This is a genomic window from Microcoleus sp. bin48.metabat.b7b8b9.023 (assembly GCF_013299185.1).
Lineage (GTDB): Bacteria > Cyanobacteriota > Cyanobacteriia > Cyanobacteriales > Microcoleaceae > Microcoleus.
On record NZ_JAAFKG010000050.1, the window covers coordinates 48,909 to 60,284 of the forward strand.

General features: G+C 46.7%; 10 protein-coding genes and 1 pseudogene. 8 read left to right on the forward strand and 3 right to left on the reverse strand.

The window, feature by feature from the left end:
• The first annotated feature begins 483 nt into the window (after positions 1-483).
• The 4 genes from QZW82_RS24070 (at position 484) to QZW82_RS24085 (ending at position 4,914) form a co-directional block, all read left to right on the forward strand.
• Positions 484-1,311: a DUF3153 domain-containing protein gene (locus tag QZW82_RS24070; protein WP_293153973.1), complete on the forward strand. Its 828-nt coding sequence runs from the start codon at positions 484-486 to the stop codon at positions 1,309-1,311.
• A 230-nt stretch (positions 1,312-1,541) separates the two neighbouring features.
• Positions 1,542-1,916 (forward strand): LapA family protein, encoded by a 375-nt coding sequence (locus QZW82_RS24075; protein ID WP_293153976.1) that lies wholly within the window; start codon positions 1,542-1,544, stop codon positions 1,914-1,916.
• A gap of 556 nt (positions 1,917-2,472) precedes the next feature.
• Positions 2,473-3,285 (forward strand): segregation/condensation protein A, encoded by an 813-nt coding sequence (locus QZW82_RS24080; RefSeq protein ID WP_293153979.1) that lies wholly within the window; start codon positions 2,473-2,475, stop codon positions 3,283-3,285.
• Positions 3,286-3,750: 465 nt separating this feature from the next.
• The gene (locus QZW82_RS24085; RefSeq protein ID WP_293153981.1) at positions 3,751-4,914 is read left to right on the forward strand and encodes an NDP-sugar synthase; all 1,164 of its coding nucleotides are present in this window, start codon (positions 3,751-3,753) and stop codon (positions 4,912-4,914) included.
• 409 nt (positions 4,915-5,323) lie between these two features.
• Here the strand turns inward: QZW82_RS24085 and speA are convergent, their stop codons facing one another.
• The 3 genes from speA to QZW82_RS24100 form a co-directional block, all read right to left on the reverse strand.
• Positions 5,324-7,333 carry a biosynthetic arginine decarboxylase gene (speA, locus tag QZW82_RS24090; RefSeq protein ID WP_293153983.1) on the reverse strand — a complete coding sequence of 670 codons (2,010 nt, stop codon included), beginning with the start codon at positions 7,331-7,333 and terminating at the stop codon, positions 5,324-5,326.
• A 404-nt stretch (positions 7,334-7,737) separates the two neighbouring features.
• Positions 7,738-8,880 carry a helix-turn-helix domain-containing protein gene (locus QZW82_RS24095; protein WP_293153985.1) on the reverse strand — a complete coding sequence of 381 codons (1,143 nt, stop codon included), beginning with the start codon at positions 8,878-8,880 and terminating at the stop codon, positions 7,738-7,740.
• 205 nt (positions 8,881-9,085) lie between these two features.
• Positions 9,086-9,676, reverse strand: coding sequence for a DUF3611 family protein (locus QZW82_RS24100; RefSeq protein WP_293153987.1), 591 nt, complete (start codon positions 9,674-9,676; stop codon positions 9,086-9,088).
• 159 nt (positions 9,677-9,835) lie between these two features.
• Between QZW82_RS24100 and QZW82_RS24105 the strand changes: the two genes are divergently transcribed.
• The 4 genes and pseudogenes from QZW82_RS24105 to QZW82_RS24120 all read left to right on the forward strand — a co-directional run.
• The gene (locus QZW82_RS24105; RefSeq protein ID WP_293153989.1) at positions 9,836-10,006 is read left to right on the forward strand and encodes a hypothetical protein; all 171 of its coding nucleotides are present in this window, start codon (positions 9,836-9,838) and stop codon (positions 10,004-10,006) included.
• A 506-nt stretch (positions 10,007-10,512) separates the two neighbouring features.
• Positions 10,513-10,809 (forward strand): hypothetical protein, encoded by a 297-nt coding sequence (locus QZW82_RS24110; RefSeq protein ID WP_293153991.1) that lies wholly within the window; start codon positions 10,513-10,515, stop codon positions 10,807-10,809.
• A gap of 116 nt (positions 10,810-10,925) precedes the next feature.
• Positions 10,926-11,090, forward strand: coding sequence for a MerR family DNA-binding transcriptional regulator (locus QZW82_RS24115; protein ID WP_293153993.1), 165 nt, complete (start codon positions 10,926-10,928; stop codon positions 11,088-11,090).
• Between the two features lie 63 nt (positions 11,091-11,153).
• Positions 11,154-11,376: pseudogene (locus tag QZW82_RS24120) on the forward strand (RNA-guided endonuclease TnpB family protein); the annotation flags it as partial.

Below are 11,376 nucleotides of genomic sequence, written 5' to 3' on the forward strand. Positions count from 1 at the left end.
GACTTTAGTCCTCTTATCCTAGTTGAGTCAAGAAGGACTAAAGTCCTCACTGCTGCTATCAAAATGTCAACACTCACATCTTGGTTTGTAGTAAGGACTTTAGTCCTCTTATCCTAGTTGAGTCAAGAAGGACTAAAGTCCTCACTGCTGCTATCAAAATGTCAACACTCACATCTTGGTTTGTAGTAAGGACTTTAGTCCTCTTATCCTAGTTGAGTCAAGAAGGACTAAAGTCCTCACTGCTGCTATCAAAATGTCAACACTCACATCTTGGTTTGTAGTAAGGACTTTAGTCCTCTTATCCTAGTTGAGTCAAGAAGGACTAAAGTCCTCACTGCTGCTATCAAAATGTCAACACTCACATCTTGGTTTGTAGTAAGGACTTTAGTCCTCTTATCCTAGTTGAGTCAAGAAGGACTAAAGTCCTCACTACAAACTTGGGTTTGCTAATTCATGCAAATAGGGAAAAACAGGGGAATAAAGATGAAAGAGCAAAATGTCAAGGATGGAACTGGGAAGAAGAAAAAGCACTTTTTCTTTCTTTTACCTTTGGTTTTTTGCATTTTAAATTTAGTGACTGGATGCGTTCAGTACGATGTCGGAGTCAACTTTGACAGTCAAACTCACGGCGCAATCGTGCAGCACATTAAACTGGGCGAAAGGTTAACAAGCTTCAGCAGCGAAACAGTTGGAGATTGGTTGAAAAGTGTAGAAAAGCGGGCGAGATTCCTCGACGGAAAAACTAAACGGCTTTCTGAGAGAGAAGTTATAGTGACGATTCCATTCAATAAGGGAGCCGAATTAGAAGACAAGTTCAACCAATTTTACAATCCGATCGCAAAAACTGCAAAATCTCGCGTCGCAAGTCCCCTAGAAACCGATTTGCCCAAGTTTGAATCTCATCTGAGTGTCAAGCAGAATAATTTGTTGTTGGTGCTGCGAAATCGGTTAAGTTTGGAATTGGATTTGCGCTCTCTGGCTCTGGTTTCCTCAAACGGCAGTCCTCTGCTGAATCCGGGGGGACTTTTGGAGCTAGACTTTAGCTTGAACACGCCCTGGGGTGCCGAAAATATTTCAACTACTGTCGCCGGTGCGCTGGTTCCCCAAAGCTACCAGCAGGGAAAGCAGTTAGTTTGGAAGCTGAAACCCGGAGAAGTTAACTATTTGGAGGCGACATTCTGGATTCCAAGTCCCGTAGGAATTGGAGCGCTGATTATTGCCTTATTTATGGCGGCGGGCTTTGCTGTAAAATATAAACTATTGCCAGCACTGGGAATCGGTAAGCAACCGCAAAATATCGGTCAAGCCTAAATCTGTAATCTGTTTCTCAATTGGAGGTCGCACTTGGATGACTGAACTTTTGGTCATCCAAGGGGGCATTATCAAGATGCGATCGGATTTTTTGTGAATTGAGTCGCCGTATACAATGATTAATTGACCAGACTTGATATTATTAATACAAACAGGCCGCATCTGCTAAAAGATATTGACAAATAGCAAACAATTTGCTTTACCGGAATTGAGAATTAGGAACAGAGAAAATGCGATCGCTAAATTTCTTCTTCATCTTTCTGATTTGCTTGGCTCTAGTATTGTTCAGCATCGAAAATACAGAGCCGACCACCGTTCAAATTATTAAAGGCGTCCAAGTTAAAGCCCCGCTGTGCGTAGAACTAATTGTAGCGACAGGATTGGGAGCTGTTTTAGCATGGCTGTTCAGTTTGTGGTCGAGAATGCAGCGAACCCTCGCCTCTCGCCAAGAAATCCGCCAAGTTCGCGAAAAAGAGCAGCAAATTCAGGAGTTACAACAAGATATCGAACGCTATAAAGCAGAAGTAGAAGCAAAACAACCTTTGTTAGAAAGTGCAGAACTGACAAGTTTAGGAACAGCAGCAGCCGAGGTCAAAGCTGGGTAAATGTATCTGGTAATTAAATTGAGTTCCTCTCTGGTTTGTGGCGAGGGCAAATCTCAAATCTCAGTTCTGTACCCACGATTGGCTAGAAACCAATACGGTTTTTCCGACAACACCTAACCACAAATAATTGGTTGAAAGCCCCAAGCCGGAGCGGGAGAAATTAACATCAGATTATTAATTACTCTAATCCTCGGGCTTAAGGGTAGAGGTCACTCTCAAACTGTCAACTGCCAACTGTCAACTGTCAACTGTTCAAGCAAGCCTATTTATTTGTAGGTGAGTGTATAGCGGTTTTCAGAAAGATTCGCGGACGTTGTTGGGCTTGGGCCCTCTTAGTGGAACTGGTTATGTAAGCTGTCAGTCGTACCTCATTTTTTTGAGAAAGGCTATATCATATCATGTCCGGTAAATTACTATCATAAAAACGGTTTGTAGTGCGGACTTTAGTCCGCTCTCAAGTGGCGGACTAAAGTCCGCACTACAAACCTTACTTATTGCGGTCAATCGACCGGACATGATATCAGCCATAAATCTAAAATCTAAAATCTAAAATCTAATGGTTGTTTCCAGAGACCAAGATGGTTTAGAAACGATTTCTGAGGGGATCGCAATTTTAATTGATTTAGCAGAACGGGGAGAAATCGATCCTTGGGACGTTAAGGTAATTGAAGTGTTCGATCGATGTTTGAGCAAGCTGACCAACGCCTCTGATGCCGATCAGAGTTCGGATTTCTCCGATTTGTCCCACTCCGGCCAAGCGTTTTTGTACGCTTCAATGCTGGTTTTGCTCAAAGCAGAAAGTATTGTCCTCTCAGAACCCCCGCCGAATCCCGAATTGGATGAAGCAGCCCTCGAAGACACAGAGCACTCAGGAGGGCGACATTTGCCGCAGCATCTGGAGCGACAACTGCGCCGTCGCGGTGTAGCTCAACTGCCACAAAAACGCCCGGTGACTCTCCCAGAACTAATCGAGCAGTTGCAGTTGATGAAAGCTGCGATGGAGCAGACTGTTGCCCCCCGGCGCCGCCCGACTTCAAAAATGCGATCGCAAGCTGCCCAGGCTATCTTTGAGCTAGCTCACCAAGAAAATCTCGTGGAAACTGCTAGCGAGCTCGATCGATTTCTGGCACAACGAGGCCAGGAAATTGACGAGGGTTGGCTCGACTTGGACAAATTGCTGGAACTCTGGCACCATCACGGTTTTAACTCCTCTTCCCACCCCGACCCCCCGCTATCGACTGAGGAAGTTCATTTACCAAACTATGACCGCGTGGGTGTTTTTTGGGCGTTGTTGCTGCTCTCGGCTCAGTCTAAAGTAGAGTTGCTTCAAGAGGAGTTTTACCAAGACCTCAAAATCCGGGCGCTTTGAGCTTGGATGTGCATCAAATAGGCTTCTGGGGCGGGTTTACCAGTCTTTGGAACTCTTGACTGTCGGACGAACCTGCCTTCAGAGGACTTTTAGGTACATTTACCCGGACTTGAGATTATTTCTGATTTCTGATTTCTGATTTCTGGTTGGTTAAATCCAGGCAAATTGAGGATAAATGATTGATAGCCTGCTAGGATATCGCCTATAAACAGGTCAGTCGATTCTCCATTTTAGATTTGACATACTTCGACTTCGCTCAGTACAAGTTTTAGATTTACTTGCAGCGCAGTGAATCAGGGAGCTGGAACTAGAGTCTAAAATTTTGAAATCGAGCCTGACGCTTGCGTCAGGGGCTTATACCCGTTTTTGGGCGGGATAAGGATGGTGCTGCGATCGAATCGATCGCAACCGCTAGCATCTAATTGTTGAGTTGATATCAATTAACAGAGGGTTGAGGAAGTAATAATGAAAGCGATGATTCTGGCGGCCGGTAAAGGCACTCGCGTCCGTCCCATTACTCACACGACACCAAAACCGATGATTCCCATCCTGCAAAAGCCTGTGATGGAATTTTTGGTTGAATTGCTCCGCCAGCACGGATTTGACCAGATTATGGTCAATGTTTCCCACTTAGCAGACGTAATTGAAAACTACTTCCGCGACGGTCAAAAGTTTGGAGTACAAATTGGCTATTCTTTTGAAGGGCGGATTGAGGACGGACAAATGATTGGAGAAGCCGTCGGTTCGGCTGGCGGCATGAGGCGAATTCAGGACTTCTCGCCGTTTTTTGACGATACTTTTGTGGTGCTGTGCGGCGACGCTTTGATTGACTTGGACTTGACTGCTGCTGTGAAGTGGCACCGAGAAAAAGGTGCGATCGCTACTATTGTAATGAAATCTGTTCCCCGCGATGAGGTGCCCAGTTACGGAGTGGTGGTAACAGACGATTCTGGCAGAATTAAAGATTTCCAAGAAAAACCTTCTGTAGAGGAAGCTCTGAGTACCGACATCAATACTGGTATTTATATTTTTGAACCGGAAATATTCAATTATATTCCCGCTGATACGGAATATGATATTGGTTCGCAGTTATTTCCCAAGCTGGTCGCAGCAGGCGCGCCTTTTTACGGCATTAGCATGGACTTCGAGTGGGTGGATATCGGCAAAGTTCCTGACTATTGGCGGGCAATTCAGAGCGTGCTGTTGGGAGAAATTAAAAATGTTTCGATTCCGGGCATTGAAGTGCGCCCCGGCGTTTACGCTGGTTTGAATGTAGCTGTCAACTGGGACAAGGTTGATATTACCGGGCCTGTTTACATTGGTGCGATGACGAAAATTGAAGACGGAGCAAAAATTGTCGGCCCGACAATGATCGGCCCCAATTGTTGGCTTTGTAGCGGGGCGACTGTAGAAAACAGCGTGATTTTTGAGTATTCCCGTTTGGGCCCAGAGGTGCGGTTGGTTGACAAACTGGTATTCGGGCGCTACTGCGTTGACAAAACTGGGGCGTCGATCGATTTGCAAGCGGCGGCTCTCGATTGGCTGATTACTGATGCCCGTCAAGTGTTACCAAATATACTAGGAGAAGAGCGACGGGCGATCGCAGATATTCTCAGCACTGCTGACTAATTGGTAATTGGGAATTGGGAATTGGGCATTGGGCATTGGGAATTGGGCATTGGGCATTGGGCATTGGTAATTGCTAAAGTTCTCCGTTTGCACTCTACCTAGTCAGTCATTAGTCATCAGTTATCAACTAATGACAGTTGACAGTTAACGGTTAACAGTTAACAGTTAACAAATGACTAATGACTAATGACTAATGACCAGGGCTGTTTCATTCTCAGGTAAATAATCGTTTTGTAGGGGCGGTGCGACCCCTACTCCCCGTGCGGGCCCTCCCTGTCCACGATTTTGTGCGTGTTTCAGAGATTGGGGCAGCCACGGGGGGCGGCCCCTACAAGAGAATGAAACAGCCATGACTACTGACTACTGACTACTGCCAACTGCCAACTGCCAACTGCCAACTGCCCACTGACTAAGACTGCAAATAAGTATATTGGGTGAGACTCCGCTCATAATTTTGCAGTAAAAGTTGAGCCTCCGAAAGAGTAATTTTATTTTGCTGCAAAGCTGATTCTGTCTGACGGCGGATGCTTTCAACCAAACTTTCTGCATCGTACTGTACGTAGCTGAGGACTTCTTTCATCGTGTCTCCCTTCACAACGTGTTCAATATGATATCCCGAAGGAGTGAGCTGAATGTGAACCGTATTTGCATCGCCGAATAAGTTGTGAAGGTTGCCCATAATTTCTTGATAAGCACCTCCCAAAAACAGCGCTAAATAGTAAGGTTCTCCAGGTTTGATTGTATGCAGTTCCAGAACTGACTTGACATCTCGCAAATCGATAAATTGGTCGATTTTGCCGTCGCTGTCGCAGGTAAGATCTGCTAAAATACCGCGCTGAGTCGGTTCTTCATCGAGCCGGTTAATTGGCATAATAGGAAACAATTGGTTAATAGCCCAACTGTCTGGCACTGACTGGAAAACAGATAAGTTGATGTAATAAATGGACGCCATCACCTTTTCTAAGTCTTCCAAATCTTCCGATACATAGTCTTTTTGCCGCGCGATTGTCTGTATTTTATCGCAGCAAGCCCAGTACAACTGTTCGGTTTTCGCCCGTTCCGCAATTCCTAGATAGCCTAAGTTAAATAAACTGACTGCTTCTTCCTTGAATTGGATAGCATCGTGATAGACTTCTTGGTAATTTTCGGGAGTGATAGATTGGTAAATTTCGTAGAGATTGCGCGGAATTTGGTGCGCGTTTTCGTCTACCGGTTCTGGTACTTCTCTGGGAACATCGCTAGTCCCGAGTACGTCAAAAACTAGGACTGATTGGTGAGATGCGATCGCCCGCCCGCTTTCGCTAATGATAATTGGCACAGGAATTTTCCGCTCGTCACAGGCATCTTTAACTCCCGCTACTACGTCGTTGGCGTAGTTTTGCATATTGTAGTTTTTGGAAGCGTGGAAGTTGGTTTTAGAGCCGTCGTAGTCAACGCCGAGCCCGCCCCCTACGTCCAAATATTTCATGTTAGCTCCCAATTTAGCCAATTCTACATAGATGTGGCTGGCTTCTCGAATGGCATCTTTGATGACGCTAATTGAGGAAATTTGAGAGCCGATGTGGAAGTGCATTAACTGCAAACAGTCGAGCATTCCAGCTTTTTCTAGTTCGCCGACTGCGCGGATAATTTCAGGAATTGTCAAGCCAAATTTTGCCCGATCGCCCGTGGAACCTCCCCAGCGGCCAACGCCTTTGGTAGTGAGCTTGGCTCGCACTCCCAAAACCGGTTTAATTCCTAATGCAATGCTCGCGGCGATTGCGAGTTCTACTTCCTCAATTTGCTCTAGCACAATTACGGCCGTTTGACCCAGCCGCTGCGCTAAAATGGCGGTTTCTATGTATTCGCGGTCTTTGTAACCATTACAAATTAACAAAGCGCCTGGAGTTTTTAAGGTCGCCAAAGCTATCATTAATTCTGGTTTAGATCCGGCTTCCAGTCCGAAGTGATGGGGTTGACCGAAACGCACCAAATCTTGAATTAATTGTCGGTGCTGGTTGCATTTGACTGGAAAAACACCGCGATAGACATTTTTGTAATTGTAGCGAGCGATCGCTCTGGCAAAACAGGAATTTAGGCGATCGATCCGGTCTTCCAAAATATCAGAAAATCGAATTAGCAGCGGCAAAGCCAAATTTCGCTGCTTGAGCGATTCTACCAGTTCGCACAAGTCGAGGGAACCGCCGCGATCGCCCTTGGGAGACACTGTAACGTGACCGGCAGCATTAATCGAAAAATAGGGTTCGCCCCAACCTTGAATTCGGTACAGTTTCTCGCTATCTTCTATTGTCCAAGATTTTTGTGGCACTTGAGCAGCAGCTACCAAAGCACTGTGCGATACAGTCAAACTCGTGACTGTTTGTGGCTGAGTCGATAGCGGCTCGATATCGGAGGAAGCAGCGGTGGCTGGTGAACTCATCTTATCGGAAACCTCTTTTAGGACTGGTCAAATAGATAGTTTATCGCAAATATTGGGTTTCCTGATGTAGTTGAAAATTCACTTTGGGTGCAAGGCTGAGCGATTTGACATTTGAGATTTGACTCCACACATAGTTCAAGCTAAGGGATTGAACTTAAAATCTGAACCGCGATTGCTCTCGACGACTCATGTCTTCAAGCTGTGTATCCCATGTGGGTGAACTTGGAAACTCAGTTTCCGAGTTCACCTGTGCCAAGAGTCTTGTCGGGCGATCGATCGCCCGACACACTCTCACCCAGTACAATAGAGATAAGAAAGTTCGATCGGCAAAACCCTGCCAACAAAAGATACTGCGATTGGTTCGTTCCTCCCAATGACAACCGCTTACAATCGCGTATAGCAGTCTAACCAAAAATCACCTCCGGCGGTGCCATGTCAGCCCCCATAATCATGCCCCCGTGACTCTTAGACTTCTTCAAGCCCGGTTGAGGCGCTTTTTCTTGGCTTTTTGGAGACGGTGCAACAGAGGCGGGCGGTGTCACCTGTGGCTCCACTGCATTGGCCCCAGGTACAACGGGTTGCTGCGACAACCAACCCACACCCCCTATCGCCCCAGCCATCAAAGCAGTGTAGCCGATGTACAAATGCACCGGACTCATTTGAAAGCCTTCGCCGGAGTCGGAGTTGGAAGCAGACAAATAGGTACTGGGCATTATTGGACTCGGAGCGGGTTTTGGCAAAGCATTCGCCATCGCGGTGCCGTCTAGCCCTAAGGCGTCGCCCAATCTGCGGATAAAACCTCTAACGTAAATATCTTGGGGCAGTTTGTCGATTTCCCCATTTTCGATCGCTTCGATGTGGTGCAGCGGCACGAGAGTTTGACTGTGGACTTGCTGGATGGATAGCGATCGAATTTGCCGTCCCTTACGCAACTCTCTACCCAACTCCCGCAGGCACTCTTCTCGCTCTTGAACTGCTAAAGCTGCTTCCTCTTCCTTGGTAAGTTTTTTCTCCTTCTTGGGAAAACCAAACCCTGGGAAGGATTTAGCGGGGGCGATGACAGTTGCAGGTGCAGCCGAATCGACTTTAATTTCGTCTTTGAGTGCTTCTTTGTTTTCTTCTAAAGTGTTAGAATCTCGATCGCAATTTTCAGTCTCGGACTCTGTTGCAACAGGAGCTTCCACAGTAGCACTGCGCCAATAGAAAACAGGAGCAGGTACTGGTGGCTCTTCTTCTTTGACATAGGATGCGGTGTCACTTGGAGCCGCGACACTCTCTTGGACGACTTGTATTTCCGTTTTGTTTGGTTTGGGAAATCGATCGAATGCGAGCTTGACTGCTTCTCTGCTAACTGCTCTAATTAAAATTTCGGCAGCAGATGCTGCTTCGCCCAACATGGTTTGCAAGCTAGCTAGAGCTTGGCTGTAGGTGTCGCTACAGAGGAGTTCAGCTTCTATTTGACCGAGAACAGAACGAAAACTTTCTTGAGAAATTTCAATAGTTGCGTGATCTGTCACCCCAAAATAAGCCTCGGGTTTCAGTGCCATGATGTTTGTGTTGTCTTGCTAGAAGGTATCTGAGTACGTTCTTCTAAAGCTTGGCAGTGATTCCGGATGCCACTTGGGGGATAGTGGGATAGTCCGGGAGGTGGGATAGTCGGGGAGAGGGGGAGATTGGGAGAGGGGGAGATTGGGAGATTGGGAGCAAATACCAATAACCAATAACCAATAACCAATAACCAATTCCCATTTTCTATTGCTTGTGGATGCGATCGAGCAACCAAAGAGCACCGATAATCCCGACAAAGTGGGCAACAGTCGCGTGAGTATTGGCTAGCACCACAAATATGTCTAAAGGCTGAATAAATCTGCTGAAATCTACTGCCGCACCGAACAAAGCTTGCGGCTGAGCTAAAGATTTGGCTAACAGCGTGCCGCTGATAGCTTCTGCGCCGATTAGTGTCAGCAGCATTCCTGATAAGTTGCTCATCAGTGTCAACTGCACTTGTTTGATCGTGTCTGCTTTTTTGGGGCGGACAGCGTTGGCGGGCGATCGCAATTCTCTCGACAAGCGGGTGAAACGGAAAGCGCGATACACGCTGTAACCGAGCACGGCCAGCCCGCAAAGAGCAAAAAAGACGCCGCCGCCGGTGCCGGCACTGGTTGAACTCCCAGGCGCAGTGGCGCTCGGGATAGCAAAGGGAATGGCAAAGAGCAAAATAATCGTCGCTACCACCGCCAGCACTGACTGTACCCAGAAGCACACCCAGCCTGCTGTCCGAAGGGCAAAGGCAACTCGCTGTGCAGCTACCGGAAGCTTATCGTTATCTAACTGATTAGTCATATTTTGAACGGATATAATTGAGTGGCTTTAATTGGCAACAGTTTTTTTTAGCGTGGACGGTTGATGGCGGTTAACTCTCCTTATAATGGAAGCAGAAATGTTTAAGATTTGTAACTAACATTCGATTTCACTAGCGTCGATCGCAAGGTATCCAAAGCAATGACACAACTACAACCTACCGTCACTCCCAAACTGGATCAACCAAAGTTTGGCTTCAACAGCTACGCGGAACGCCTGAACGGTCGAGCCGCGATGATTGGTTTTTCCCTAACTTTAATTATCGAGTATGTCACAGGGCAGGGGTTGCTGGCCTGGTTAGGTCTCAACTAATTTTAGCAAGGGCGCGGTCAGTAGATTTTAGATTTTAGACTTCGGCTAGTGCGAGCGTCGAACGATTTTACATTTGATGCCACAGGTTTATCTGGGAAAAGGAACAGGAGTCTAAAATTTGGGGATTTACCCTAAGCGAGCGTTGATGGCTTGTACCCGTTTTTGGGCGGGTCAACCTCATATTTTGTATGGACTGTCACCCGCAAGGGTGTCACCCTGCTGACCGCGACCACTTCGCGAATTGATTAGAATATTAGTTAGAAATCAAGCCCAGCGACTTGTCGATCGAGAAACATCGGTTTAAAGAATGCAAGAGCTAGCTTTGGGTTTGTATGTCGGATGAAATTTTGATGGGGCAAGCTTGGCAATTTGGCCTCGCTCCCGTACAATTCCCGACAGGCGAGAAGATTAATTGAGGTGAAGCTAGTTTTAAAGCTAGAAATCCCGATCGCACCGCCAACTCTAAGTTTTAGAGATTGAATAAATATAGAACAGAGTAAAACCAAATGAATGCTTCGTGGACGCGACTTTTGAAGTCAGCTTACCGTAGAGAGCCAATTACCAGCTTCGTTGTGACAGTGGGCCTTGTCGATGCAGCCATAGGCAGCATTGGTGCGAGCGGTTCTTTATTGGCTTTTGGGCTGGGTACTGCTGGGGTAGCGATGGGTCTCCGTTGGTGGCAAGTTTACCGCTCTGGAGGCGAACAGCCCGCCCCTGCTGCCGAATACTATCTTCCTCCTCAGTCTTCTCGACCTCAGTTGCCGACGCTCAACAACGTGTCTAAGAAAAATCCTCCTTATTAAGATTAGCGGGCAACGGCGACGGGGGTGAGGTGGCGATCGCGCCACTCTGCATCTGAGCCAATACTAAACATAGGATCAAAAAAGTCTTTCGATCTTCGATCTTTGAGGCTTCGTTTATGAATATTACTGTTGCCGAGAAACTGTACAAAATTGGCTCTGTAGCGGGTTGTAGCGGTTTATCGGTGAAAACTGTTCGTTACTATGACGAGATGGGCTTGTTGTCTCCGGCGGTAGAGCGCTCGCCGGCTGGTTATCGCTTGTTTGGGGAAGCGGTATTGTAAAACTTCATTCAGTTTGTAAGCATAAGTAATCAAGCATGGTATTATGTAGTCAGGAGGTTGAGAATGCAGCTAACAGAACGTCACATCATCAAATCTACAGAACACCGTTTTGCTCAGATTGACAAACTAGCTTTCAAATCGAAGAATCTTTACAATGTAGCCAATTATGCGATCCGTCAAAGCTTTGTGTATGGATGGGGCTACATCAATTACAACGAAATGAATCGCCTCATGAAATCTCACGAAGCTTACAAAGCAATGCCCGCAAAAGTAAGCCAGCAAATCT

Coding starts and splice junctions, on each gene's coding strand:
- QZW82_RS24070 (WP_293153973.1), top strand. CDS start 484: ATGAAAGAGCAAAATGTCAAGGATGGAACTGGGAAGAAGAAAAAGCAC.
- QZW82_RS24075 (WP_293153976.1), top strand. CDS start 1,542: ATGCGATCGCTAAATTTCTTCTTCATCTTTCTGATTTGCTTGGCTCTA.
- QZW82_RS24080 (WP_293153979.1), top strand. CDS start 2,473: ATGGTTGTTTCCAGAGACCAAGATGGTTTAGAAACGATTTCTGAGGGG.
- QZW82_RS24085 (WP_293153981.1), top strand. CDS start 3,751: ATGAAAGCGATGATTCTGGCGGCCGGTAAAGGCACTCGCGTCCGTCCC.
- speA (WP_293153983.1), bottom strand. CDS start 7,333: ATGAGTTCACCAGCCACCGCTGCTTCCTCCGATATCGAGCCGCTATCG.
- QZW82_RS24095 (WP_293153985.1), bottom strand. CDS start 8,880: ATGGCACTGAAACCCGAGGCTTATTTTGGGGTGACAGATCACGCAACT.
- QZW82_RS24100 (WP_293153987.1), bottom strand. CDS start 9,676: ATGACTAATCAGTTAGATAACGATAAGCTTCCGGTAGCTGCACAGCGA.
- QZW82_RS24105 (WP_293153989.1), top strand. CDS start 9,836: ATGACACAACTACAACCTACCGTCACTCCCAAACTGGATCAACCAAAG.
- QZW82_RS24110 (WP_293153991.1), top strand. CDS start 10,513: ATGAATGCTTCGTGGACGCGACTTTTGAAGTCAGCTTACCGTAGAGAG.
- QZW82_RS24115 (WP_293153993.1), top strand. CDS start 10,926: ATGAATATTACTGTTGCCGAGAAACTGTACAAAATTGGCTCTGTAGCG.